21 protein-coding genes and 1 pseudogene are annotated in these 24,698 nt (G+C 65.9%); 6 read left to right on the forward strand and 16 right to left on the reverse strand.

All coding sequences use genetic code 11. The features are described from left to right. Nucleotides 1-2 precede the first annotated feature (2 nt). Nucleotides 3-611: a SecDF P1 head subdomain-containing protein gene (locus AC5Y2L_RS10250; protein ID WP_499935546.1), complete on the forward strand. Its 609-nt coding sequence runs from the start codon at nt 3-5 to the stop codon at nt 609-611. A gap of 15 nt (nt 612-626) precedes the next feature. Here AC5Y2L_RS10250 and AC5Y2L_RS10255 read toward each other — a convergent pair whose 3' ends face one another. The 3 genes from AC5Y2L_RS10255 to AC5Y2L_RS10265 are packed head-to-tail and all read right to left on the reverse strand — an operon-like array spanning nt 627 to nt 4,507. Continuing rightward, nucleotides 627-1,625: a Gfo/Idh/MocA family protein gene (locus AC5Y2L_RS10255; RefSeq protein ID WP_499935547.1), complete on the reverse strand. Its 999-nt coding sequence runs from the start codon at nt 1,623-1,625 to the stop codon at nt 627-629. 25 nt (nt 1,626-1,650) lie between these two features. Then, a complete protein-coding gene (locus AC5Y2L_RS10260; RefSeq protein ID WP_499935548.1) occupies nt 1,651-2,874 on the reverse strand; it encodes an FAD-dependent oxidoreductase in 1,224 nt (407 codons plus the stop codon). Nucleotides 2,875-2,902: 28 nt separating this feature from the next. After that, the gene (locus tag AC5Y2L_RS10265) at nt 2,903-4,507 is read right to left on the reverse strand and encodes an arylsulfatase (protein ID WP_499935549.1); all 1,605 of its coding nucleotides are present in this window, start codon (nt 4,505-4,507) and stop codon (nt 2,903-2,905) included. Nucleotides 4,508-4,586: 79 nt separating this feature from the next. On the opposite strand from AC5Y2L_RS10265, the gene AC5Y2L_RS10270 reads away from it, so the two are divergent. Next, on the forward strand, nt 4,587-6,554 hold the full coding sequence (locus AC5Y2L_RS10270) for a serine/threonine-protein kinase (RefSeq protein WP_499935551.1): 1,968 nt from the start codon (nt 4,587-4,589) through the stop codon (nt 6,552-6,554). Nucleotides 6,555-6,646: 92 nt separating this feature from the next. Here the strand turns inward: AC5Y2L_RS10270 and AC5Y2L_RS10275 are convergent, their stop codons facing one another. The 3 genes from AC5Y2L_RS10275 to AC5Y2L_RS10285 all read right to left on the reverse strand — a co-directional run bounded on the left by AC5Y2L_RS10275 (nt 6,647) and on the right by AC5Y2L_RS10285 (nt 10,402). After that, nucleotides 6,647-7,915, reverse strand: a complete 1,269-nt coding sequence (locus tag AC5Y2L_RS10275; protein WP_499935552.1) for an amidohydrolase family protein — start codon at nt 7,913-7,915, stop codon at nt 6,647-6,649. A 116-nt stretch (nt 7,916-8,031) separates the two neighbouring features. After that, nucleotides 8,032-8,805 carry a class II aldolase/adducin family protein gene (locus tag AC5Y2L_RS10280; protein WP_499935553.1) on the reverse strand — a complete coding sequence of 258 codons (774 nt, stop codon included), beginning with the start codon at nt 8,803-8,805 and terminating at the stop codon, nt 8,032-8,034. Continuing rightward, entirely contained in the window at nt 8,792-10,402 is a 1,611-nt protein-coding gene (locus AC5Y2L_RS10285; RefSeq protein ID WP_499935555.1) for a class I adenylate-forming enzyme family protein, read from the reverse strand. The genes AC5Y2L_RS10280 and AC5Y2L_RS10285 overlap by 14 nt, the downstream gene beginning before the upstream one ends. 6 nt (nt 10,403-10,408) lie before the next feature. Between AC5Y2L_RS10285 and AC5Y2L_RS10290 the strand changes: the two genes are divergently transcribed. Further along, nucleotides 10,409-11,311, forward strand: a complete 903-nt coding sequence (locus AC5Y2L_RS10290; protein ID WP_499935556.1) for a DMT family transporter — start codon at nt 10,409-10,411, stop codon at nt 11,309-11,311. Between the two features lie 22 nt (nt 11,312-11,333). Here AC5Y2L_RS10290 and AC5Y2L_RS10295 read toward each other — a convergent pair whose 3' ends face one another. The 10 genes from AC5Y2L_RS10295 to AC5Y2L_RS10340 all read right to left on the reverse strand — a co-directional run bounded on the left by AC5Y2L_RS10295 (nt 11,334) and on the right by AC5Y2L_RS10340 (nt 22,164). Then, nucleotides 11,334-12,737: a fatty acid desaturase family protein gene (locus AC5Y2L_RS10295; RefSeq protein WP_499935557.1), complete on the reverse strand. Its 1,404-nt coding sequence runs from the start codon at nt 12,735-12,737 to the stop codon at nt 11,334-11,336. 14 nt (nt 12,738-12,751) lie between these two features. Beyond that, complete coding sequence (locus tag AC5Y2L_RS10300) at nt 12,752-13,849, reverse strand: ferredoxin reductase (protein ID WP_499935559.1); 1,098 nt, start codon at nt 13,847-13,849, stop codon at nt 12,752-12,754. A gap of 259 nt (nt 13,850-14,108) precedes the next feature. Next, the gene (fadD1, locus tag AC5Y2L_RS10305) at nt 14,109-15,686 is read right to left on the reverse strand and encodes a fatty-acid--CoA ligase FadD1 (RefSeq protein ID WP_499935560.1); all 1,578 of its coding nucleotides are present in this window, start codon (nt 15,684-15,686) and stop codon (nt 14,109-14,111) included. A gap of 13 nt (nt 15,687-15,699) precedes the next feature. Further along, nucleotides 15,700-17,307, reverse strand: coding sequence for a flavin-containing monooxygenase (locus tag AC5Y2L_RS10310; RefSeq protein WP_499935562.1), 1,608 nt, complete (start codon nt 17,305-17,307; stop codon nt 15,700-15,702). Then, a complete protein-coding gene (locus tag AC5Y2L_RS10315; RefSeq protein ID WP_499935563.1) occupies nt 17,304-17,729 on the reverse strand; it encodes a Zn-ribbon domain-containing OB-fold protein in 426 nt (141 codons plus the stop codon). Before AC5Y2L_RS10315 ends, AC5Y2L_RS10310 begins: the two co-directional genes overlap by 4 nt. Before the next feature lie 2 nt (nt 17,730-17,731). Further along, nucleotides 17,732-18,934: a thiolase family protein gene (locus AC5Y2L_RS10320; protein ID WP_499935564.1), complete on the reverse strand. Its 1,203-nt coding sequence runs from the start codon at nt 18,932-18,934 to the stop codon at nt 17,732-17,734. Continuing rightward, nucleotides 18,931-19,368 (reverse strand): MaoC/PaaZ C-terminal domain-containing protein, encoded by a 438-nt coding sequence (locus AC5Y2L_RS10325; protein WP_499935566.1) that lies wholly within the window; start codon nt 19,366-19,368, stop codon nt 18,931-18,933. The genes AC5Y2L_RS10320 and AC5Y2L_RS10325 overlap by 4 nt, the downstream gene beginning before the upstream one ends. An 8-nt stretch (nt 19,369-19,376) precedes the next feature. Then, on the reverse strand, nt 19,377-19,877 hold the full coding sequence (locus AC5Y2L_RS10330) for a MaoC family dehydratase (protein WP_499935785.1): 501 nt from the start codon (nt 19,875-19,877) through the stop codon (nt 19,377-19,379). Next, nucleotides 19,873-20,982, reverse strand: a complete 1,110-nt coding sequence (locus tag AC5Y2L_RS10335; protein WP_499935567.1) for an acyl-CoA dehydrogenase family protein — start codon at nt 20,980-20,982, stop codon at nt 19,873-19,875. Before AC5Y2L_RS10335 ends, AC5Y2L_RS10330 begins: the two co-directional genes overlap by 5 nt. A gap of 3 nt (nt 20,983-20,985) precedes the next feature. Next, on the reverse strand, nt 20,986-22,164 hold the full coding sequence (locus AC5Y2L_RS10340; RefSeq protein ID WP_499935568.1) for an acyl-CoA dehydrogenase family protein: 1,179 nt from the start codon (nt 22,162-22,164) through the stop codon (nt 20,986-20,988). A 125-nt stretch (nt 22,165-22,289) separates the two neighbouring features. On the opposite strand from AC5Y2L_RS10340, the gene AC5Y2L_RS10345 reads away from it, so the two are divergent. The 3 genes and pseudogenes from AC5Y2L_RS10345 to AC5Y2L_RS10355 all read left to right on the forward strand — a co-directional run bounded on the left by AC5Y2L_RS10345 (nt 22,290) and on the right by AC5Y2L_RS10355 (nt 24,656). Continuing rightward, nucleotides 22,290-23,165, forward strand: a complete 876-nt coding sequence (locus tag AC5Y2L_RS10345) for an NYN domain-containing protein (RefSeq protein WP_499935570.1) — start codon at nt 22,290-22,292, stop codon at nt 23,163-23,165. Then, the gene (locus tag AC5Y2L_RS10350; RefSeq protein WP_499935571.1) at nt 23,162-23,836 is read left to right on the forward strand and encodes a cutinase family protein; all 675 of its coding nucleotides are present in this window, start codon (nt 23,162-23,164) and stop codon (nt 23,834-23,836) included. Before AC5Y2L_RS10345 ends, AC5Y2L_RS10350 begins: the two co-directional genes overlap by 4 nt. Further along, nucleotides 23,833-24,656: pseudogene (locus AC5Y2L_RS10355) on the forward strand (SDR family NAD(P)-dependent oxidoreductase). Before AC5Y2L_RS10350 ends, AC5Y2L_RS10355 begins: the two are co-directional and overlap by 4 nt. Nucleotides 24,657-24,698 lie beyond the last annotated feature (42 nt).

Raw genomic sequence — 24,698 nt, forward strand, 5'->3', positions numbered from 1 at the left:
GTGTGACGACGCAAGGCACGGCTCACCGTGCGGGCATAGCAGCGGTCGTCATCCTGCTGGGCGCGCTGTTGTGCGGCTGTCACTCGGGGCACCACGCCGCCTCGTCGAACACCCCTAAGACCACCGCGCCACCACAGCCGATGTCAACGACGATAGTGACCCCATCGATGGCGCCGGCGCCGCGGATTCGGCCATTGCCGGTTCGGCCGGTGCAGGGGTCGAAGATGACGACGGCCGACAAGTGCCCCGCGACAAATCCGGACGCTCCCGTCGCACCGGCGGACGTCCTGGTCACCTGCGACCTCGCCCGGACCAACGTCTACACGCTGGGCCCGGAGACGATGCAACTGGTGCTGACCAGGGTGGACCCACCGAGGCCATTGACCGCGGACTACTTCGAGGTGAACCTGACCCTGGATCCGTCCTCGGCGGCCGCGTGGGCGTCGTTCACCGCCGGCCACACGCACGCCCATATCGCCTTCGTCCGTGACGATCTCGTGCTGGAGGCGCCGACCATCCAAGAACAGGTGACATCTGGACAGATTGCGCTGACCACCCAAACGGCACCGGCCGCCGACGAATTGGCCCGATTGGCGGGCCAGCCGGAATGAGCGTTGTGCGCTGATTCAGCTGGGCTCGCGCAGCGGGAGGCCGGCCGCGCGATAGATCGCGTCGATCACGGTCATGTTCTCGACCGCGTCCTGCGGCGCCGTCCGCACCGGCTCGCCGCGCAGGACGGCGGCGACAAACGCGTCGAGTTGATAGGCATACGACGGGCGACGCCCGAAATGCGCCACCCGCTTGCCATTTGGCGATCGAACTGCGAGCCGATGGTAGACCTGCGGCAAAACGGGGTTGAAGACGCGTAGCTCACCGCGTTCGCCAACGACTTTCGCGCTGACCTGCAGCAGGTGCTTGGACCACATCGAGCAACGGACCCGGCCGGTGTGCCCGTCGGCGAACCTCAACTCGGCCGTCATCGCCCGGTCGACCTGGGCATCGCGCAACTTCGCCTGCGCGGAAACGACTTCCGGTGTGGAACCGCCGAACGTGCGGGCCATGTGGACCGCATAGCAGCCCGCATCCATCGTCGCGCCACCGGCGAGCGAATAGTTGTAGCGGATGTCGGAAAAACGCGGAAGCGGAAAGCATAAGGCCGCCTCCACGCGGCGCAGCTTACCCAGCTCGCCCGAGGCAATGATCTCCTCGACGCGCAGGGCCAGCGGATGGTAGCGGTAGTGGAAAGCCTCCATCACAACGCGACCCGAAGCCGTGGCCAGGTCTGCGATCTCGCGTGCTTCGGCAGCATTTGCGGTGAACGGTTTTTCACACAGCACGTGTTTCCCGGCGGCCAGTGCGGCTCGAGTCCACTTGCCGTGCAAGCCATTCGGCAGCGGGATGTACACCGCATCCAGTTCGGGATCGGCGATCAGGGCGTCGTAGCTGTCATGCACCCGGGCAATGCCGTGTTTTGCGGCGAAGGCTCGGGCGCGTGCCACATCGCGGGCAGCGACCGCGGCCACGACGGTTTCGGCATTTGCTTTGGCCGGGTTGACGAGGGCCATCGGCGCAATGCGTGCGGCACCCAGGATGCCGATCCGCAGCGGGGTCGCTTCTCCTGACACGACGTGAACGCTAGCAGCCGCGGGGTCAGCGACGCGCAAACGTGGGGGCGCGCTCCGGCCGAACGCCGACGCCGATGAAATAGGCCGGCACAAAGGACAGCCAGGGCAGCCGTTGCACCAGGCCGAGGAGGGCTGTCGGAGGAGTCGGGTCCGCTCCCTGCAACAGCGGGCCGACCAGCGTTCGCTGCAGCATTCGCTGCACCGTTTGGGTTACCGCGGTCGGAAATAGCCGGCGGCGGCGGACCGCCGCCAGATCGCGTTCCGTGACGTGGTGCCGGCGCAGCGGTTCGGCCAGTACGGTTGCCGCGGCGACGGCATCCTGGACGGCCAGGTTGATGCCGACGCCGCCGAGCGGAGACATCGCATGCGCGGCGTCGCCGATGCACAGCAGCCCGTCGGTGTGCCAGCGATGCAGCCGATCGACCCGGACATCGAGATGCTTGACTTCGTCCATGGACGTCAGCGCGGCCACCGAGTGGGTCATATCCGGTAGCAACGCGTTGACGTCGCGCCGGAACGCCTCGATGCCCCGGGCGCGCAGTTCGCCGTCCGTCCCTTTCGGGCCGATATAGGCGATCTGGTAATAGCCTTCGCGCGGAATCACGCCCAGCGCCTTGCCGGGGCCGACCCGCGGCAGGAAGGAGAACTCGGTATCTTCCTCGTGCGGCAGCCTGAACCACCACACGTCGAAGTTGACCGGGTATTCGTGTCTCTTCAAACCGGCTTCGTCAGGAGCGATCGACGACCGGCCGTCGCACGCAACGGTCAGTTCGGCTTTCAATTCGCCGGGGCCGTCGGGTCCCGTGTAGCGCACCCCGGCGACCCGGCCGGCGTCCCACAACAGGCTGGTGGCTTCGGTGTTCATCCGCAACGTGAAAGTGGGCTCGGCTCCGGCGGCCGCGGCCAGTAGCTTGAGCAAGTCCCATTGCGGCACCATCGCGACATACGGATGAGGTTGGCCGAACCGGCCGAGCCGTCCGAAATCGACGTAGGTCACCGAGCGGCCGTCGGCCTCAAATGTCGCCTTGTGCACCTGGGTGTGCGGTAGCGCCGCGAAACGCTCCCACAGGCCGAGTTCGTCGAGCAGGCGCATCGTCGTCGGGTGCACCGTGTCGCCGCGGAAGTCGCGCAGGAAGTCGCCGTGCTTCTCCAGCAGGGTGACGTCGACACCTGCCCGGGCCAACAACAACCCGAGGACCATTCCGGCCGGGCCGCCGCCGATTATCGCGCATGTCGTCGTGTCAACCATCAGCGCCCAAGCATACGGGGCGGCGAGGTCAGGAAAATTCCGGCAGCTCGACCTCGAAAACCGAGATGGGATCCAGGATCACGCCGGTGTCCGCCACGTAGCGCTCCCACAGCGCGAGCAGCTCGGCCAGCTTGTCGGGTTGCGCGTCCGCCAGATCGTGGATCTCGCCCGGGTCGCGGGCGAGGTCGTAGAGCTGCCAGGTGCCCGGGCCATACGGGGGCGGCAGGCACAGCGCCTTCCATTCGCCTTGCCGGATGGCGCGCCGCCCGAACAACTCCCAACCCGTGCCGGTGTCGGCGTCGTGGACCGTATCGGCGGTTCCGGACAGGTAGGGCAGCAATGAGCGGCCGCGCATGGGCACCACTTCCCGGCCGCCGTAGGTCGTGGGGTGTGCGGTGCCCGCAAGTTCCAGCACGGTAGGGGCGATGTCCATGACGGTCGTGAACGCGGTGCCGATCTGACGCTGCCGGGCGAAGCCGGGCCAGGTGACGAAGCCGACCACCCGGATCCCGCCTTCGCTGGTGAACGCCTTGTGCAGGCGTGACGGTGCGGTGGCGGCTTGGGCCCAGCGCGGGCCGTACCAGATGTACGACGTGGGCCCGCCGAGGTTGTCGAGGCTGTTGTCACAATACTTTTCGATCTGCGCGGCGATCTGTGGGCCGCGCAACGGCATCGCCTCGACGATCGCGCCTTCAGCGCCGTTGTCGGACAAGAAGATTACGACCGTGTCGGACAGTTCACCCGTCTCGGCCAGGTAGTCGACCACCCGCCCGACATTCCAGTCCATCCGCTCGACCATGGCCGCGTAGACCTCCATGCTTCGTGCCGAACGTGCGCGCTCGTCGGCCGTCATGTCGGCCCATTCGGGAGCACCGTCGGCGACGACGGGATGCGGAATGACATCGGGCTCACACAGGCCCAGCCGTTTGAGTGCGGCCAAGCGTGCGTCGCGTAAGGCGTCCGGCCCGGTGTCGTAGCGGCCGCGATACTTCGCGATGTAATCCCGGGGTGCTTGCAGGGGCCAGTGCGGCGCCTGGAAGGGCAAGTAGGCGAAGAATGGTCGGTCGTCCTCGCGTTCCCGCAAGTAGCGCAGCAATGTGTCGGTGTAGGAGTCCGACGAGTAGAAGTTGTCACCGACCGTGACGAACCGGTCGTCTTCGGTGTAAAGCGTTGGCGCCGGGGAAAATCCGGCGCCCTTGGCACCGCCGTAGTGGCTGGCGCCGGCTGGCAGCAGGGCAAACGATCGCTCGAATCCCCTTGCCCATGGCGAGGTCTCGATCGTGTCGCCGAGGTGCCATTTGCCCGACATCAACGTCAGGTAGCCGGCGTCGCGCAACAATTCGGGCAACGTCACCACTCGGTCGTTCAAATAGCCTTCATATCCTGGCGCACCGGCGAATTCGGGGATGGCGACCTCGAGCATGGTACCGATGCCGGCGATGTGATGGTCGGTTCCGGTCAGCAGCATCGCCCGCGTAGGAGAACACGCCGGCGCTGAATGAAAATCGGTGAAGCGGCATCCCGCATGGGCCAGCCGGTCCAGGTTCGGTGTATTGATCTCGCCGCCGAACGCGCCGATGTCGGAAAACCCGAGATCGTCTGCGACTATCACCAGGAAGTTCGGACGCTTCATGTCGACGACAATAACCAGCGCCTGCTTGGTAGCATGAGCTACCATCCGCGTCTCGGACAGCCCTGATCAGGATCGTTCAATGCCGCTAGCTGTGGGAACGGTGATCGCCGGCTACCGGATCGAGGGTGTGCTGGGTTCCGGGGGCATGGGCACGGTTTATCTGGCGCGCCATCCGACACTGCCGCGCAACGATGCCCTGAAGATCCTGTCCACCGAACTGTCACTGGACGACAAGTTCCGCGCCCGATTCGTCCGCGAAGCCGACCTGGCCGCCACGTTGAGCCATCCCAATATCGTCACCGTGTTCGACCGCGGAGAAACCGCAGACGGTCAGCTGTGGATAGCCATGGAATACGTCAAAGGCACTGCGGCCAATGGCCTTTCGAGGTCAGACCTGACGCTGCAGCGGATTATTCGCATCACCACCGACGTCGCCAAAGCGCTCGATTACGCCCATTCCCGACGGGTGCTGCACCGCGACGTCAAACCCGGCAATTTCTTGGTCTCGGGTCCCGGGGCCGATCAGGAACGAGTTCTGCTCGCCGACTTCGGGATCGCCCGCGCGCTTGACGACGCGACATCGCTTACCGCGACCGGCTCGCTGGTTTTCACCGCGGCGTATGCGGCTCCGGAGGCGATCGAAGGGGAAGCCGTCGACCATCGGGCAGACATCTATTCGCTGGGCTGCTCGCTGTTTCGGCTGCTGACCGGGCGAACGCCGTATGGCGAAACCGGTTCGCTTGCTGCGATGTTGATGGCCCATTTGATGCGGCCGATCCCTCGCCCAAGCGAGGTGTCCCCGGGACTGCCACCCGCGATCGACGCCGTGATCGCCCGCGCAATGGCCAAGGATCCCGACGATCGGTTCAGCACCGCGGGCGAGCTGGCCGGCGCGACCGCGGAGGCGTTGACCCGTCGTCCCGCGATGCCGTCATCTGCGACCGAAACACGGACGTGGAGCACCCGGCCGGTGTCGCATCCCAGTGCGCCGCCGGCGCCCAGCAGGGTTGCGCGACCCACGCCGATGCCCCCGCCGTCCACGCCGCCTTACCCGCCCGAAGGCGTCAGGCAGCCACCACCGCGGCGGCGTGGGCGGCGCGGCCTGGCCCTGACTGCTCTGACACTTTTTGTGGTCGCGGTGGCTACCGCCGTGACGGTGCTTCTGGTCGGCCACCACCGTCCCGGCGGATCGGCGCAGTACCAGGCGCAGACGCTCACCGGAGTGTATGGAGCCGTTCACCTCGATAAGCGACCGCTGGCCATCGCGGCACTGGGACCAGGTGATCCCGATGCGGTGCTGTCCTTGGGGGTCCAACCTGTGGTGATCGGCGGCATGGCCGGAAACTTGCCCAATTGGCTTCAGGCCCTGATACATTCGTCTCCCGCAGTGGTCGCCACCGGCTATCCGGCAGCGGTGGCCGCAACGAAGCCCGACCTGATCATCGACACCGGCGAAATCGACAAATCCACCTACGACAAGCTGGCCGCCATCGCGCCGACGTTGACCCGTCCGGCCGACAGCACACAAGATTGGACCTGGCAGGCGCAGCTGACGTGGATCGCCCAAGCGGTTGGCCGATCCGATACCGCGAAAACACTGATCGGCGATGCGGCGTCGCGACTCGGCACGATCAAATCGCAGCATCCGGGTTTCGGCGGCAAGTCGATCACCGTGGTCAACTACTCCGGTGCCGCCACCACCGCCGCAGCGCGCGTATCACGTCCGACGAGCTACCTGGAAGCCTTGGGATTCACCTACAATGCCCGGTTTCGACGCGGGGCCACCGATCCTCCCGAGGTGCCGCTGGACACCGAGAGCGCATTCTCCGAAGCCCGGTCGACCGCCGTCATGGTGCTGTGCCGAACCGACCCGGCCGCCGGCGGCGGCGGATACAACGGGCTGCCAGCAGGTTTCACCGCCTACACCGGTATCTTGGTCATCGTCGACGACCCGGCCACCATCGCCGCGCTCAGCACCGGCGGCCCGGCCGCCAATGCCTATCTCGACCAAGCGCTGGTCAACAAACTGGCCAACCAGATCCATTGAGCTGCGTCGGCTCGCCGAACGTGTTCTGAGGGCGGCAATTTGGCGATTTTTTCGCCATGAGAGCACGCTCGGTGCAAAAGGTGGCGGAACGGTCAGAAAGCGTCCGGATCCTGTTGGATTTCCACCGGCACCGGATGGCGATACAACCGGGAGGCGTTCTCCCACGTGAACTTGCGGATCACGTCCGGCGGCAGGCCGCCGATCTGTTCGTGGATCGTTTCCTGGGTGTGCGGCCAGGTCGAATCGCAGTGCGGGTAGTCAGCTTCCAGCATGATGTTGTCCACGCCGATCCGGTCGTGCTGGACAAACGACGACTTGTCCTCCACCGCGCAGAACCAGAAGTTACGTGTGAAAACCTCTGCGGGAGTCAAGCTCTCACCCAGCGCCCGCCAGGTGCCATACATCTCGTGATAGCTCAGCATGTGGTCGAGCCGGTCCAGCAGCCCGGCGACCCAGCCGATTCCGCCTTCCGACAGGCAGATCTTCAGATCGGGGAATCTGCTGGGCAGACCGGAGTACAACCAGTCGACCGCCGCCGAAATGGCGTAGGCGAAAAACAGCACGCCCTGCACATCGGGCGGCGCATCCTCGGTGGTCGACGGCGACGAACCCGAAGACCCGATGTGCAGATTCACCACGGTGCCGGTCTCCGCGCACGCTGCCATCATTGGATCCCAATGACCTGAATGAATACTCGGCAGGCCCAGCATTGCCGGGTTCTCACTGAAAGTGATTGCGTGGAAGCCCCTCTCGGCGTTTTCGTAGACCATGTTCGCGCCAACTTCGGGATCCAGCAGCCACGGCAACTGGCACGGAATGATCCGGTCCGGATAGGAACCTGCCCACACCTCGAGGTGCCAATCGTTCCACGCCCGTACCGAAGCCAGCGCCAGGTCGCGATCCTTGGTCACCTGCTGCAGCCGCTGGCCGGCGAAGCCCGGCAGAAACGACGGGAAGTTGAGGGAAGCGTAGATGCCGTTGAGGTCCATATCTTTGATGCGGGCATGGATATCCCAAGCGCCCCTGCGCATTTCGTTGAACCGAACCGGCTCGAATCCGTACTCCTCGACCGGTCGCCCGACCACGGCGTTGAAGCCGACGTTGGGCAATTCTTGGCCGTCGTAGACCCACGTTTGTCCGCCCCGCTCGGTGTCCACGACTTTGGGCGCGCGGTCGGCGAACCTGCGCGGCAGGCGTCCGGTGAAGGTGTCCGGAGGTTCGACGATGTGGTCGTCCACCGAGATCACCGTGTACCGGCGCCGCGCCCGGGGTGGATCGGGCAGAAAGGTGACCGAACGTTCCGCGCCGGTCTTGGCGGTGGTGAAGCTCAGGTCGGCGGCCAGTTCGTCAATGGATTTCACGGTGGGCAGTCTCCTCGGGGGCTATATCGGCGTGAGCGGCCGCAAATGCACGCGATTCATGCCGAAAAGGCGTACTTTTGCGGTCCCTCGTGAGCGCGAAGTCCCATGCTCGCGGTTCAGGTGAGCACATCGGGATCGGCTTTGATGGTGTTCCGCGCGGCCCCGGCCCAGTAGACGTCGGCGGCCCGTTCGATCAGCGATCGTTGCATGCCGGCCATATCTGACCAGTTCATCGCCACCGGCTCCTTACCGGTCAGCATGACGTCATAAGCGAGCTTGCAGACCCGTTCGATCGACGCCGCCCGGTAGACGGCTTCGGGCAGATTGCGTCCGGTCGCGATGACGCCGTGGTTGGCCAAGATCGTCAGGTTGGCACCACCGATCCGGGCGGCGAGTTCGGCTGCGCGAGAAGCGCTGTCGATTTCCCCGTCATAGGTGTCGACCAGGCACAGGTCGTCCAGGAACAGTGAACCGGTCTGATGCACCAGTTCGGGTAGCCGGCCCAGCGCGGCGAGCACGCAGACGTAGTACGGGTGGTTGTGAATGACCACGCGCGCGTCGTCGCGGACCCGGTGTAGTTCGGTGTGGATATGGATGGCCGGTGTCACGTCCCAACGACCGCGGACGACCCGCGCGTCGCCGTCCACCACGCAGATGTCCGATGCGGTCAGCTCGGCCCACCACAGTCCCCATGGATTGACGAACATGTCGGTTTGCCCGTCCGGTTGCCAGGTGATGTGCCCGGCCATGTTCTCCGCGAACCCGATCGCGGCGAGATGCCGGAAGGCCACGGCGAGCGCCTGTTCGTGTGACAGCTCGACTCCGATCGGGGGAACCACCGACGGCGCCCATACCTCGAGGCCGCCGCGCCGCGGGTCAGGACCGTTCATGATTGGCCTCCATCCTGTTTCGGATGTCTGCGCGCAGCGCGCTTTTGGCGATCTTGCCGCCGGACGAACGGGGTAGCTCGTCGACCACGATGAGTCGCTCGGGGAGCAGTTCCTTGGAAGTTCCCAACGCCAGCAGATGCTCGACGAGCCCGGGCAGGTCGAGCGGGTGCGAATCGACGAGTTCTGTATACACACAGACCTTTTCGCCGAACACCGGATCGGGCATCGCGACCGCGGCGGCCAGTGCGACCGCGGGATGGGTCATGACGGCGTCCTCCACCTGTGCCGCGCTGATGTTCTTGCCGCCGCGCAGAATGAAATCCGACGTTCGGCCGGTGACGGTCAGGTAGCCCTCGGCATCGATCTGGCAGATGTCGCCCATGCGCATCCACCCGTCTGAGGTGAACAGCTTGTCATGGTCGGTACCGCCGAGATACCCCAGGCTGGTCGCGGGGCCCCGGCACGCGGGCTGACCTCGCCCGGTCGCGGTGACGTCGCGGTCACCGTCGAAGAGCCGGACCGACATCTCGGGCACGATCCGGCCGCTCGTGCGCAGCCGGCGCTCGCGCGAGTCGTCCAGTGTGGTCGCGCTGAGCAATCCGGTCTCGTTCGAGCCATAGAACTGCAGGATCTTGGCGCCGGTGAGTTCTTCGAACTCGGCGGCCGGCCGGTACGGCAATGCCTCGCCACCGGCGAAGACCACGCGCAACGAACTGAGGTCGTGCTCGCGGGACGCATTGTCGGCCATCAGCATCGTCAACTGCGTACTGACGCAACATAATACGCTGACTCGATGCCGCGCGATCGCCTCGCAGGCCGCCCTGGTGGTGAACCGGTCCAGGATCACCGCGGTGGCGCCAAGGTAGATGGGCGTGGTGTGGCTGGTCCAGATTCCGAAGCCGAACGGCATGGGTATCACGGGCAAGAATGTGTCGTCGGCGGTCAATCGCCCGTTGGCGACAGCTTTCTGGTGGAAATAGAACCAACGGTTCTGGGTATGCACGACGCACTTGGGCAGGCCCGTCGTGCCCGAGGTGGAGTTGATCAGGAAGACGTCGTCGGCGTCCAGTCGGGACTCGAGCGCTGATACCCGGGGCTCCGCGTCGGTGTTCAGTCGCAGATCGCCCGCACCCAAGACGAGCGATGCCAATCCGTCGGCGACCTGGCTTGCGGACACCCTGCGCTGCTCGTCGCTGATCAGTATCTTGGGCTGCGAACTGCGCAGTATCGCCGCGGCCTCGCGGGTGCCGGCGCGAGCACCGATGCCTACGACGACAGCGCCGCAGCGTTCGACAGCAACGAAAAGCACATGGAGGGCAGCCGAGTCACCGTGCCAGACTGCTACCCGGTCACCGTGGGCGACGCCTAAACTGGCCAGCTGCTGTGCCAGATTTCCTGCGGCACAATCGAATTCACGCCATGTCAACGACATTTCGGGGTGGTCGATGTAGGCGGCCCGATCCGGTGAGCGCATCGCGTTGGCAGCTACCGCGTCGGACAGCGTCAGGTCGGACCACCAGCCCTGCGCTCGATACCGGGTCGCGTCCTCGGCGGTGAAAGCCGGCGATCCCAGCGTCACCGGCCCGCTCACGCTCATGAGCAAATGATAGGGCCACGGCGGCAAGGCGCCATCCGGGTTGTCACCGCATATTGTCGTTGTGTGCTAATCGGTTTCCTGCTGGCCCTGGGCTGCTCGGTGTGCTATGGCACGGCTTCGGTGTTGCAAGCCATCGCGACGCGGTCGGTCGAGAGCGACAGCAAATCGGGTGTGGACGCGATGTTGTTGTTGCGCGCGGCGCGGCAATGGCGCTATCTCGCCGGCATCGGCCTCGACGGCCTGGGCTTTCTGCTGCAGGTGATAGCGCTGCGCTTGGTGCCCATCTACGTCGTCGCCGCCGCGCTGGCCGCCTCGATCGCGGTCACCGGCATGGTGTCCGCGTGGGCGTTGTCGGCGAGATTGTCGACGGCAGAGTGGACAGCCGTGGGCGTTGTCTGCATTAGCCTCGCCGTGCTGGCTTGCGCCGCCGGGCCCGGACACTTTCGGCGCGCTCCGGCCGGCCTGGGCTGGGCTTTGTTGGGCGTGTTGGTCGCCATTTTGGTAGCCGGGGCGATTGCCGGCCGGCTCAGTGAGCGGGAGCGTGCGCTTGCCCTGGGCTTCGGCGCGGGTAGCGGCTTCGGTGTGGTGGAGGTCGGCGTGCGACTGATGGACGTGATCGATCCGACCAAAGGTGCCTTCTATGTCAACCCGGCCCTGTACGCCGTGATCGGAGGCGGCGCCGCTGGCATGTTGTTGTTCACGTCCGCGTTGCAACGCGGATCCGTGACCACAACCGTCGCCGCGATGGTTGTCGGTGAAACCATCGCGCCGGCACTCGTCGGGGCGGTGTGGCTGGGTGACCGCGCCCGCGAGGGGTTGGGCTGGCTGGTTGTGTTGGGCTTCGCGATAGCAGTCGCCGCCACACTCGCGCTGGCCAGATTCGGCGAGGTACCTGCACCTGCGGAATGAAATCGGGCGTGGCGGTAGAACGCTAATCGTTACCGCGTGGCGGCGGCTGGACCTCCACACCGCCCGACTCATGCTCCGGACCCGCGGCCGGATGTTCGGCAGGGACACGCTCGCGGAACCGAGTCGCTTCGCCGATATCCTTCGGCCCGGGACGGCGGTCGCCACTGTGGTAGGGACCGGGCTTCGGCCGGGGCTTCCCGCCCGGGAAGGCCAATCGAAATATGCTGCGGTGCACCGAGAACCATTGCTTGGAAAACCGTCCGGTGTTGTACGGGAGCTCGTAGCGTTCGCAGATGTCTTTGATCTTCGGCGCGATCTCGGCGTACCGACTGCTGGGCATGTCGGGATACAGGTGGTGCTCGACTTGGTAACCCAGATTGCCGCTGACGACGTGGAACAGCGGGCTGCCCTCGATGTTGGCCGCGCCGACCAGTTGGCGCAGATACCAATCGCCACGCGTCTCGTTCTCGACCTCTTGTTCGGTGAACGTGTAGGTCTGGTCGGGAAAATGACCGCAAAAGATGATGGCATGTGCCCACACGTTGCGGATGACGTTGGCCAGCGCGTCGGCGCTCAGGGTGCGCAGGTAGGTGCTTTCCACGCCGGGTAACACCCGGTCGAGGAAGGACGCCGTTGCGCCCAGCCGTCCGTTGCTCGAAATCCTCCGCAGCCGCCTGCCGATACGCGACTCCGCTGGTTGCTCGAGGCGGCCGCGCAACGCCAGCTGCACCAGCGCGAATGCGCCGGCACTGATCAGCGGCCAGCCCAGGTAGTCCTTGAAGAGCTGCGAACGTGCCTTGCCGCCAATGCCTTTCAGATCCTTACGCACTTCTGACCATGGCTTCTCGCCGGCTCGGATGGCCTCGATGTCCATATCGTGCACCGCCACGCCCCACTCGAAGAGCACCGTGAGAAGCAGGTTGTACAACGGCTGGAACAGGTAGCGCGGATGCCATTTCTGATTGGGATCGATCCGCATGATCTCGTAGCCGAGGTCTTTGTCCTTGCCCAAGATGTTCGTATAAGTGTGGTGAATGTAATTGTGGGAGTGCTTCCACGCCTCCTTGGTCGAGGCTGTGTCCCAATCCCACACCGACGAGTGAATGTCGGGATCATTCATCCAATCCCATTGGCCGTGCATCACGTTATGGCCGATCTCCATGTTCTCCAGGATCTTGGCCATACCCAGGCACGCCGTGCCCAGCACCCATGCCGTTTTGGATCGTGAGCCAAGCAGCAGCACACGACCGGCCACCACGATCTGCCGCTGTACCGAAATGACCGTCTTGATGTAGCGACGGTCCCGCTCGCCGAGATCGGCGAACACCTCGTCGTGAATCGCATCGAGTTCCTTAGCCAGCTTTTCCCGCTCTTGCTCACTCAAATGAGCGAACGGGGCTTGTGGGCGTTGCAATGTGGAGGTCACCCAAACTCCTTTCGTCACAGTTCTAGTTCGACGTCGCCTTCGGCGGTATTGATACAGATCCGCACGTCCTGCCCGGTGGGTTCGATGACGTCGCCGGAGCGCAAATCTCGCAGCTTGCCGGACTTCAGCGTGCCGACGCAGGTATGGCAGATTCCGATGCGGCACCCGAAGGCAAGGTTGAGACCGGCCTTTTCGCCGGCCTCCAAAATCGATGTGCCGCCGTCACATTCGGTGGTCTTCTCACTGTCGAGAAAGCAAACTTGACCACCCTCACCGGTGGCGCCGTCACCGCCGATCTTGGGCTGAAACCGTTCCATGTGCAGGCGATCGCAATCCCCGTTGTTCTTCCAGTGCTCGATCAGCGCGTCGAGCATCTCCCCCGGACCCGAACAAAAGGCCTCACGGTCGCGCCAATCTGGGCAGACCTCGTCGAGGTCGCCCGGCTCAAGTCGGCCACGCTCGGACGTCAAGCGCAGATCCAGCCGCATTCCGTCATGGCGCCGATCGAGGTCTTCGAGGACGGATAAAAACATGACCTGTTCACGGGTGCGCGCTGAATGAATGACCACGACGTCACCCAGTTGGTCACGGTGGTCGAGGCTGCGCAGCATGCTCATGATCGGCGTGATACCGCTCCCGGCGCTGATGAACAGCATCTTGGGCGGCAGCGGCTCCGGCAGCGTAAAGACGCCCTCTATCTCGCCGAGCCGCACCAAGTCACCGGGCTGAATCTTCTGCACGAGGTACGGCGAAACCACGCCGCCGTCCACCTTCTTGGGTGTAACGCTGATCAGACCGTCTTCCGGCGATGGATCCGATGTCAGCGAATACGCCCGCCAGTGATACACACCGTCGATAACGACGCCCAGGCGCACGTACTGACCCGGCTTGTGACCGGGCCATTCATACCCTGGCCGAATGAGAACGCTCGCCGCTTCCGAGCCTTGGGGCTCGACGCGGTCGACTTTGCCGCGCAGCTCCTTGGTGGTCCAGAGCGGGTTGATCATCTCCAGGTAGTCGTCGGGCTGCAACGGACTGAACAACCGCCGTACGGCCCGCAGGAATAACCTGCGACCGCGTGGGACTTCCGGCTGCGCACCTCGCTCCGCCATATCCACATAGTACACAGCTGTTCACTGAACTCAACTTCGACGACGAAGAATGTTGTCTTGCAACATATGTAAGGATGCCGTTGGCAAGTACTGCTAAACGCAGGCGTTCACTAAGTCAAGCTTGAGGGTGACCCCGTTGAGCATTGAGGTGAGCGCACCATCAACGCCAACAAGTTTCACCTGCCCACCAGCCGCGCAGCGCAAACATAAGCAGGGCGATTAAACCGCTGGTAGTCGCGCAGACCGAGGTGACCGGTGGTCACTGTTGACGGCTGTACGTCCGGCCGCGAGCCGGCCGTGTCCACAACTCGCCGCCATCGGCGCTCGCCCCGGCCTCGATCAGCCGACGTTTGAGGATCTTGTTGGTCGCGGTGACCGGCAGGTCGTCGTTGATGCGGACATAGCGCGGCCAGGCCTTCGGCGACAGGTCGGGCTGAGCAGCAAGAAAGTCGCCGAAGTCGGCCGGTTCCAGCCGCGTGCCCTCCCGCAGCACCAGCGCAGCCATCACCTGGTCTCCCACGGTGTCATCGGGCACGGCATACACGGCGACCTGGCTGACCTGCGGCAGCCGCTGCAGAATCCGCTCGACCGGGGCCGCCGCCAGGTTCTCGCCGTCGACTCGCATCCAGTCGGCGGTGCGACCCGCAAGGTAGATCCAGCCGTCCGCGTCGCGGTAGGCCAGGTCGCCGGACCAGTACATGCCATGCCGCATGCGCTGGGCCGTTGCCGAAGGATCGTTGTAGTAGCCGGTGAACGGTCCGGGCCCCGCAGTGTTGACGAGTTCGCCCACGGCTTCATCGAAATTCGTCAGGGCGCCATGTTCGTCGAACCGCGCGACCGCGCACTCGGTCACCGTGTCCGGGTTGTAGACGCTCACTCCCGGGTATGGCTTGCCGATCGAGCCCGGGGGCGCGCCGTCCTCCCGCACCACGATCACCGCGAACTCGCTGGAGCCGAAACTGTCCTCCACGCGGCAGCCGAAACGTCTTGCGAATTCGGCGATATCGCGATCGGTCGCCTCGTTGCCGAACGCAATCCGCAGCGTGGTGTCGGCGTCGTCGGGACGTTCGGGAGTGTCAAGGATCAACGCGAGCGGTTTGCCGACATAGTTCATGTAGGTGACGCGGTAGCGGCGCACGTCGTCGAGAAAACGCGACGGCGAAAAGCGAGCCGGGACCATCGTCGCGCCGCTGACCACGGCGACTGCCCAGCCCGCCGCAACGCCGTTGGAATGAAACAACGGCATCGACAGGTAGCACACGTCGTCGGCGGTGACGTCGTATTGATAGACCAGGCTGGCGCCGCACATGACGGCCATCCCGTGCGCGAAACGCACGGCCTTCGGGTCACCACTGGTGCCGGAGGTGAAGATCATCATCAACGTGTCGGGGCCGGCGACCTCGCGGTGCGCAACCAGCGGTGGTGCCGCGGCCAGCGCCTCGGCGTAACGCGTCCCGTCCACGTCGAGCACCTGAATCCCGTTGAGCTCCAAGCCGTTCAACAGCGCCCGGTGTTCGGTGTCGACGAGCAGCAGTTGGCAGTCGGAGCGCCGGATGTCGGTGAGCAGGGCCGCTCCGCGCCGGGTCGTGTTGATGCCGCACAGCACATAGCCGCCCAGCGCGGCTGCGGCCATGGCGCGAAGCATCGCCGGCGAATTGGAGAGCAGGGCACCGACGTGCAGCGGTCGGCTCGTGTCGGCGAGTCGGATCAGGGCAGCCGCTTCGGCTTCCGCCTCGGCCAGGTGCTCACGCCAAGTCCAGGTCCGGTCGCCGTAAAGGATTGCGGGCGTGTCGTCGTGCCTGCGCTGGCGCAGTAGCTGCTGAACTGTCTCCGGCACGGTCTGGCCCTCGTCACCGGGCCGTGAGCACCAAGCCGGCGTAGCCGCGCCGGGCGACGTCGTCGCAGTGCCGGCGGTAGGTGCCGAAGCCTCCGGCGTAGGGCATGAAGACCCGTTTCTTCCCTTCGATATTCGCGCCCAGGTACCACGACGACGCCGCTTTCGGAAACAGGGTGCGATCGGCGGCCGCGGCCACCTGGTCGGTCCATTCTTGGGCGGCATCCAGGCGTGGTTCGACTTGGCTCAGCCCGAGCCGGCCGGCGGTCAGAACGAGGTCCATGACCCAGTCCACCTGAACTTCGGCGTGTAGCACCATGTTCGCCAGCACCGAAGGGGCGCCGGGTCCGCTGATGCTGAACAGGTTCGGCAGCCCGGGCACCATCAGCCCCAGGAAGGTCAGCGGGCCGTCGGCCCAGATGTCGCGCAATCGTTTTCCGCCGGGGCCGCTCGGGTCGATGCGGGTCAGCGCACCGGTCATCGCGTCGAACCCGGTGGCGAAGATCAACACGTCGCACGGGTAGGTGGTGACGCTGGTTCTCACCCCCTCGGCGGTGATCGTGTCGATGGGCTCGCGGCGCAGGTTCACCAGTCGGACGTTGTCGCGGTTGAAAGTGGCGTAGTACCCGGCGTCCGTGCAGATCCGCTTGGTCCCGATGGGGTGGTCGACCGGGATCAGATCGGCCGCCACCGCGGGATCGTTGACGATCTCGCGGATCCGCTGCTCGGCGAACTCACGAGCGATGTCGTTGGCGGCCAGGTCGCTGGTCTGGTCGGGGAAGGTCTTGGCGAAGAGCACGCCGCCTTCGCGCCAGCGTCGCCACAACGCCGCCGCACGCTCGGCCGGTTCGGTGTCGACGGCGTTCTTGTGGTATGTGCCGTGCGGCGTGCCGGACGTAGCGTATGCCGAAATCCGCCGGCGCTCAGGGTATTCCGCCTGGATCTGCCGCTGCTCCTCGGCCGACCACGGTCGGTTGGGCATCGGAATGCTGTAGTTCGCCGACCGCTGGAACACCACCAGCGTATGGGCTTGTCCGGCGATGATCGGAATCGCTTGGATGCCAGACGAACCCGTGCCGATCACGCCGACGCGCTTGCCGCGCAGCTCGGGATCCTGGCGCGGCCACGCGGCGGTGAAGTACACGTCGCCGGTGAAATCGTCGACCCCTGGAATATCGGGGCGATTCAGGGCCGACAGGCAACCCGTCGCACACAACAGGAATTGTGCGTCATGTGTCTCACCAGCGGCGGTGCGAACATGCCAGCGCGCAGAGCCCCGGTTGAACTCGGCGGCCACCACGTCGCAACCGAACCGGTAGTGGCGGCGCAGGTCGTAGCGCTCGGCCACGTGGCGCAGATAGGCCAAGATCTCCGGTTGCGCGGCGAACCGCTCGCTCCACTGCCAACTCTGCTGCAGTGTTTCGTCGAATGAGTAAGAGTAGTCCACACTTTCGACGTCGCAGCGGGCGCCGGGATAGCGGTTCCAATACCAGGTGCCGCCCACGTCGGGAGCCGCTTCGAGGGCGGTCACCGAAAGGCCTGCCGACACCGCTCGGTGCACGGCGTACAGCCCGGCAAATCCCGCGCCGATCACGATCACGTCCGTCCCAGACTTGGCTGTCACTGTCGCTCGTATTTCAGTAGAGTTATCCCGGCTTCGGGCAGATCGTAGAACACCGGGCGCACCCGCATGCCGATCCGGATGGCGGCTAGGTCGCGGGGATCTTGAGTGTTGAAACCGACCAGTTCGGTGCTGATCTTCGGCCCGACGTCCCACTGCACGACCGCGAGCAACTGCGGCGTCGCGTCAGCCCACGGCGGCCCGGTGGGCCGGCGCGCGATGGTGAAGGTGTACAGCGTTCCGGCACCGTCGATTTCGCGCCACTCCAGGTCGTCGGCCAGCGTCCCCGGTGCCAGCGTGCGCGGGTAGAAAACATAGCGCTGCAACGAGGGCGAAAATTGCACGAGGATCCGGTGCTGCGCCAGGCCGTCCCAGAAAGGCCGCGACACCGGCGTCGGCTCGGGGATCGGACGAGGTGCCGTCACGGTTAATCCCCCCGCATCAATAGCGCCACCTGCTCGCTCATGATGCCGCCATTCCCGGTGACAAATGCAACGTGGCAGTCCGGCACCTGAGCATCGCCCGCTCGGCCCATGACCTGCCGCGCGCCGTCGACGACGTGGTGCATGCCGCCGGCCATCCCCGCCTGGCCGAACGACAGCTGCCCCCCGGCCGTGTTGAGCGGAAAGTCACCGCGATAGGTCAAATCGTGTTCGGTAACCCAAGACATGCCTTGGCCTTTGGCGCAGAAGCCGGCATCTTCAAGGCTCATCAGCACGGTGATCGTGTAGCAGTCGTAGACGGAGGCGACGTCGACGTCGGATCGGCTCAGCCCCGACATCGCGAACGCCCGGTCTGCGGCCCGTGCGATCGGGGTGCGCAGCAGATCGTCCGCGTAGGTTGGGGTCTTGAACGCGATGTGCTCGCCGAACCCGGTGATCCACACCGGCCGATGGCGGCCCCGACGGGCGACATCGGCGTTGGCGATCAGGACACCCACTCCCCCATGCACCCGCATCACCGTCTCCAGCAGGTGAATCGGGTCGGCGATCATCGGACTGGCCAGCACGTCGTCGACGGTGATCGGGGTGCCGTGGAAAACCGCGCCGGGATGCGCGCACGCGTTGGTGCGTTGGTCGACGGCGATCTTCGCGACCGCGGCCGGGTCGTAGCCGAACTCCGCGGCATAGCGCTGTGCGATCTGTGCGTACGGCGCGTTCTGGCCCACGTTGCCGTACGGTATTTCGAACTCCGCCTGTGGTGACCCGTAGTTGTTCGATGACGCCCCAAACCAATTCGGAGTCGTCGCTGGACGGGTTTTGGACTGTGGCACGGCCGAAGACCCGGGCACCACGGCCAGCGTCGCGTCGCAGATGCCGAGTTCGACGGCGACGGCGGCCCGCCACACCATGCCCGCCGACGTCGCTCCGCCCAGATCGACTCGCTCGCCGAAATCCAAAGGCAAGCCCAGGTATTCGCACAAGGTTGCCGGAGCGAACATCGTCGATTCGGCGACCCCGTGCGTCAGCAGGCCGTTGATGCATGCCGGGTCGACACCGGCGTCCTCGACAACCAGTCTTGCCAACAACGCGTACTGGTCGAGGGTGAACATCGGCGGTCGGCTCGGATGGCGTTCGGCCGGTAGCTCGGCGATGCCGATGATGGCCGCCTCGCCACGCAATCCGGTCATGACGGCGTTCCGCGTCGGGGCAGCTGGACCGTCGCGGTGCCGGGCATCAGCACGGTGGACTCGCGACGGCCGGCGAGATCGAGATCGAGCAGTCCGGCGCCCTCGTCGGAGATGCGCTTGGCGGTAACGGTGCCGCCGAACAGCAGCTGCTGGCCCGGATAGGCGACCGCGCGGTTCTGCACCGAGAACTTCACCAGGCGGCCGCGGCCGCCGATCCAGTCGCAGAGCGCACGGGCCAGCAGCGCCGCCTGCAGCGGGCCCTGGACCAACACGTCGTCGTACCCCTCGCGTTCCGCCCACGCTTTGTCGTAGTGAATCCGGTGACCGTTGTAGGTGGCGGCGCTGAAGAAAAACAGCTGTGCTTCGTCGACGGTCACGCTCAGGGTGGGAATCTGCTCGCCCACACTGACATCCTCGTAAAACACCTGCGTCATGGTGCGCCTCATGGCCGGGCGATCATCGACGTCGACGCTTCGGCCACCAGCTCGCGATGTTGATTGCGATACACCGTGCGCCAGGTGACCAGCACGAATCTGCCTGAGCGACCCTGCTTTTCGACGATCGACTCGATGGTGCGAACCATCTCGATCTGGTCGCGGTGATAGGCCGGCGAATGGAAGGCGAAACTCTCGCCTGCGGCCATCCGTTTGGGAGCCCGGGGAAACGCGAGGCTGCCCGAGGCGGCGCCGGAGGAACCGTCCGGCCGCAGCCCGTCCAGACGAGTGACACCGAGCACCGCATACTGCACGAACAGCGGCGGGCAGACGATGTCGCGAAAGCCATTGGCGCGGGCGTAATCCGGATCGAACCAGAGCGGGTTGTGGTCGCCGACCGCCGCGGCCCAACGCTGCCAGTCTCGTCGATTGACCTCGCCGGTCGCGGAGGCGGCGACGGTGCCCACACGTGCCGCCGATTCGGCGTCGATCAGGGACTGCTCGCTAATCACTGCCTTCCTCCAGCCATGCCGCGGCGACGTCGGCTCCGCCGCCGAAGGTCGAACCGATGCGCGCCCGTTCGGTCCACAAGTGCAGATCCGTCTCCGTCACATAGCCGATGCCGCCGTGCAATTGATGGGCATCCAGGGTTATCAGCCTGGCCGCGGCCGCCGCGTGCATGCGTGCGATGGCCGTCTCCCTGGTCGCCGTGCGGCCGCGCGCTATCCAAAAGACCGCCGAGTGCGCGGCCAATCGCGCCGCGGCCAAGGCGATGTGCATGTTGGCGACCAAATGCTGGGCCGCCTGAAACGACGCGATCGGCCGACTGAACTGGTGACGCATTTTGACGTAGTCGACGGTGCGCCCCAACACCGCCTGCCCGACCCCGACCAGGTCGAGTGACCCCAACGCCACCGCGGTGTTGGCCACCCGGCGCAGCGCCGACGGGGCAACACGGCAGTCGACAAGCGCGTCGGGACCGACCAGCACGCCATGGAACCGCACTGTGAATGCCCGATGCCCACCGGCCGTGGGCAGCGGCTCGATGCTCACCCCGGCCGTGCGGGTATCGACGACGACGACCAAGGCGCCTTCGGGGGCGGCGGCCGACACCACGATGAGGTCCGCGACGTCGGCGTCGGCGACGTAATCAGCGATTCCGCGCAGCCGCCATCCGCCACGCGAGACGGCTTCGGCGTCCAGCACGGCCGATACGACGGCCGCGTCGCGGGCACTCCACAGCGCCGTCGTCCCGCGAGCATCGCCGGCTGCCAGCGCCGGCAGCCACGCAGCGCGGGCATCGGCGGTGCCGAGTTGGTCGACGGCTAGCGCGGCCTGCACGGTGCTATAAACCGTCGACGGGCACAGCGCGCGACCGGCCTCGGTGTAGAAAACGGCGAGATCGTCCAGTGAGCCGCCGGAGCCGCCGTACTGCTCGGCGATCGCGAGCCCGAATACGCCCGCGTCGGCAAGCGCCTTCCACAGCGCCGGGGTGCTGCGGTCGGCGCCGGGCTCATTCAACGTCCGCACCAGGCGCACCGGATTCTCCGCCGCCAGCAGGGCACACAAACTCGCGCCGAACTCACGTTGCTCGGCGGTCGGTATGGCTCTCATCGGTCAACGTCCATACGCAGGCAGCCCGTGACCGCGCTGGGCGATGATGTCGCGCAACACCTCGTTGGTGCCGCCGCCGAACCGCATCAACGGCGCCGAGCGGTAGAGCCGTTCGAACTTGCCGGCCAGCGGCGCTTCGGCGCTGCGGTGTGCCAACAAGCCGTCCGGGCCGAGCAGATCGAGCGCCAAATCGGCGATGCGCTGGCGCAACTCACTGGTGAACACCTTCTCGACACTGACCTCTACCGTCGGGATGACGCCGGTGTCGAGGATCGACGCCGCCTCGTAGCCCAGCAGCGTGGCCACTTCCACGTCGGCCTCGGCCTGTGCCAGGCGCCGCCGAAGTACCGCGCTGTGCGCGGGCACCGTGCCGTCGCGCCGCGGGCGCCCGGCCAGCTCGCGCAAGTCGTCCACCGCCCGGCGCAGATCACCGGCGTTGGTCAACGCCCCACGCTCTAGGTCGAGCGCTGCGGTGATGTATGTCCAGCCTTGATTGACCTCGCCGATCAGGTTGGTCAGCGGCACCCGCACGTCGCGGAAATGCACCTCGTTGGTGCGATAGCCCGACCACGCGTACAACGGGCGCATTTCCACGCCCGGGCTGTCGACCGGGACGATGATCACCGAGATTCCGCGATGGCGTGCGCTGGCCGGATCGGTGCGCACACAAAGCCATTCATGGGTGGCACGCTGTGCCCCGCTGTTCCAGATCTTGGTGCCGCTGATCACCCATTCCTGGCCGTCGCGTGTCGCACGAGTGCGCAAATTGGCCAAGTCGGTGCCGGCTTCAGGCTCGGAATAGCCCACGGCGCAGATCATTTCGCCTTTGGCGATCAGGGGCAGCCATTCGGATTTGTTCTGCTCGGTGCCGTGCCGCATGATCATCGGCGCCACTGAAGTCACCGTCAGGTCCGGTCCGGGCACGCCCCAGTATTCGAATTCGCTCATCAGCAGGTGCTGATAGACAGCGCCGAGGCCCAAGCCGCCGTATTCGGGCGGCCAGTTCAGCCCGAACCAGCCTTTCTCGCCGATCTTGCGGCGAAATCGCGCGACTTCGCCGTCGGGACACTCCAGATCACGCTGGGCGAGTTCGGCCCGCAACTCCGCGGTGACGTTGGCCTGGAGGAACTCGCGGACCTCGTCCAGCCAGGCACGCTGGCCGGCGTCGAGTTCGAAATCCATTCCGGGCCCCTTTGCCGCATCCGCCGAACTTTTGGCGCAGAACGTTCGTAATAGTCGCAAACACTACTTCTCGATCGCGACGACGGTGCTTGATGAAATCCGGCGGTGAGGCGCACGATGACCGAATGACCGAATCCGGTGCGGACCGTGTTGCCGTCTATTTCGATTTCGACAACATCGTCATCTCGCACTACGACCGGGTGCACGGTCGCAACGCATTCCAACGGGACAAGGCCAAGGGCCTGGAAAACGAGCGGCTGGAAGCGGCGACGGTGGACCTGGGCGCCGTCATGGATTTCGCCTCGTCGTTCGGCACGCTGGTGCTCACCCGGGCGTACGCGGATTGGTCCAGCGATGTCAATGCCCGGTACCACGGCCAACTCGTCGGCCGCGCGGTGGACCTCGTGCAATTGTTTCCGGCGACCGTCTATGGCAAGAACGGCGCCGACATCCGCCTGGCGGTGGACGCGGTCGAGGACATGTTCCGGCTGCCCGACCTGACCCATGTGGTGATCGTCGGCGGCGACTCCGACTACATCGCCCTTGCCCAGCGCTGCAAACGCCTGGGCCGCTATGTCGTCGGCATCGGCGTGGCCGGTGCCAGCAGCCAGTCGCTGGCCGCGGCCTGCGACGAGTTCGTCACGTACGACACTCTGCCCGGGATACCGACCAAGAGCACGCCGGTGCGCCAACCCAAGAAGCGCGGCCGGCACGCCACCACCGAACCCGAGGACGAGCCGGCGCCGCCTGACCCGCAGGCCGCGGCCACCAGCCTGCTCGAACGCGCGCTTCGAATCGCTCAGGAGAAAGACGACGCTGACTGGCTGCACAATTCGGTGGTCAAGGCGCAGATGAAGCGGATGAACCCGTCGTTCAGCGAAAAGTCGTTGGGGTTCAAGTCATTCAGCGACTTCCTGCGCTCGCGCAGCGACATCGTCGACCTGGACGAGAGCAGCACCACGCGTCTGGTGCGGCTGCACAGTGATGGAGACAGCCCATGATGATCGATCTTCGCCGCCGCGCGTTCCGGCTGAGAGCGTCGTTGGCCGTGGTGACGACGACCTCGCTGGCGCTATTCGGCGGGCCCGTCCAGGTCGCGTCCGCCCAGGCCTGCCCGGACATCGAGGTGATCTTTGCTCGCGGCACCGGCGAGCCACCCGGTGTCGGAGGGGTCGGCGGAGCGTTCGTCAACGCAGTGCGGGGGCGGGCCGGCGGCAGGTCGGTCGGCGAGTATGGCGTCAACTACCCCGCCAGCGGGGACTTCGGCAACCCCGGTTTCCGCGGCACCTTCAACGCCGGGGTCGGCGACGAACGCGGGCACATCCAGTCCATGGCGGCCAGCTGCCCGAACACCAGAATGATCGTCGGCGGCTACTCGCAGGGCGCGGCCGTGACGGGCAACATGACGTCGGGCGGCGTATCGGGCGACGCGGCCAACCACGTCGCAGCCGTCGCGCTGTTCGGCAAACCGTCACCGAACTGGTTGCGCACGTTCGGCTCGCCGCCGATCGTCATCGGCCCGCAGTTCGCCGGCAAGACCATCGACCTGTGCGCTCCCGGCGACAACATCTGCGACGGTGCTCCCGGTGGGCCGCCGGACCGACAGCACGGCGCGTATCCGTTCAACGGCATGGTCGGTCAGGCCGCGGATTTCGCCGTCGGCCGCCTGTGAGCGTCGACGCAGGTGAGCTGCTGGCCGATCGGGTCGCGGTGGTGACGGGCGGCGGAGGCGGCATCGGCGCAGCGACCGCGCGGCTGTTCGCCCGGCACGGCGCCCGGGTGGTCGTCGCCGAGATCGACGCCGGGCGGGGCCAGGCGGTCGCCGATGAGATCGGCGGGCTGGCCCTGGCCGTCGACGTCCGCGAGCCCGATCAGGTCAGCGGCTTGGCGGGAGCCGTGCTGGACCGCTACGGCCGGGTCGACGTGCTGGTCAACAACGTGGGCCATTGGCTGCGGCATCCGGGCAACTTCGTCGACACCGACCCCCAGTTGTGGGACGAGCTCTACCGGATCAACCTGCAGCACGTCTTCCTGGTCACCCACGCGTTTCTGCCGGCGATGATCGACCGGCACGCGGGCGCGATCGTCAACGTCTCCTCGGTCGAAGGGCTGCGCGGCTATCCGGAGGATCCGGTCTACGCCGCGTTCAAAGCGGCCGTCGTCCACTTCACCCGCAGCCTCGCCGTCCAGGTGGGTCGTGACGGTGTGCGGGTCAACGCAATCGGCCCGGACGTCACCGAGTCGCTGCAGGTGCCCTACTCGCAGTGGCTGTCGCCGGACGAACAGGCGCAGTGGCCGCAATGGGTTCCGGTCGGCCGGATGGATTGCCGGAGGACCAGGCCCGGGTGATTCTCTTCTTGGCCTGCGAGCTGTCCGGATTCGTCACCGGCCACACCATCCCGACTGACGGCGGTACCGGGGCCGCCGGCGGCTGGTTCCGCTCGTCGCGTCGCGCCGGCCGGGAATGGACGAATCGGCCTCTCGCGCCATGAGCGTTCCATCAAGAATTTGCGGAGGATCCTTCAAGGGCGCGC

It is taken from the genome of Mycobacterium sp. NGS66, assembly GCF_059812225.1.

Coding starts and splice junctions, on each gene's coding strand:
- AC5Y2L_RS10325 (WP_499935566.1), bottom strand. CDS start 19,368: ATGACGCAGGTGTTTTACGAGGATGTCAGTGTGGGCGAGCAGATTCCC.
- AC5Y2L_RS10265 (WP_499935549.1), bottom strand. CDS start 4,507: ATGAAGCGTCCGAACTTCCTGGTGATAGTCGCAGACGATCTCGGGTTT.
- AC5Y2L_RS10320 (WP_499935564.1), bottom strand. CDS start 18,934: ATGACCGGATTGCGTGGCGAGGCGGCCATCATCGGCATCGCCGAGCTA.
- AC5Y2L_RS10300 (WP_499935559.1), bottom strand. CDS start 13,849: ATGGCGGAGCGAGGTGCGCAGCCGGAAGTCCCACGCGGTCGCAGGTTA.
- AC5Y2L_RS10270 (WP_499935551.1), top strand. CDS start 4,587: ATGCCGCTAGCTGTGGGAACGGTGATCGCCGGCTACCGGATCGAGGGT.
- AC5Y2L_RS10335 (WP_499935567.1), bottom strand. CDS start 20,982: ATGAGAGCCATACCGACCGCCGAGCAACGTGAGTTCGGCGCGAGTTTG.
- AC5Y2L_RS10340 (WP_499935568.1), bottom strand. CDS start 22,164: ATGGATTTCGAACTCGACGCCGGCCAGCGTGCCTGGCTGGACGAGGTC.
- AC5Y2L_RS10285 (WP_499935555.1), bottom strand. CDS start 10,402: ATGAGCGTGAGCGGGCCGGTGACGCTGGGATCGCCGGCTTTCACCGCC.
- AC5Y2L_RS10260 (WP_499935548.1), bottom strand. CDS start 2,874: ATGGTTGACACGACGACATGCGCGATAATCGGCGGCGGCCCGGCCGGA.
- AC5Y2L_RS10280 (WP_499935553.1), bottom strand. CDS start 8,805: ATGAACGGTCCTGACCCGCGGCGCGGCGGCCTCGAGGTATGGGCGCCG.
- AC5Y2L_RS10350 (WP_499935571.1), top strand. CDS start 23,162: ATGATGATCGATCTTCGCCGCCGCGCGTTCCGGCTGAGAGCGTCGTTG.
- AC5Y2L_RS10290 (WP_499935556.1), top strand. CDS start 10,409: ATGATAGGGCCACGGCGGCAAGGCGCCATCCGGGTTGTCACCGCATAT.
- AC5Y2L_RS10345 (WP_499935570.1), top strand. CDS start 22,290: ATGACCGAATCCGGTGCGGACCGTGTTGCCGTCTATTTCGATTTCGAC.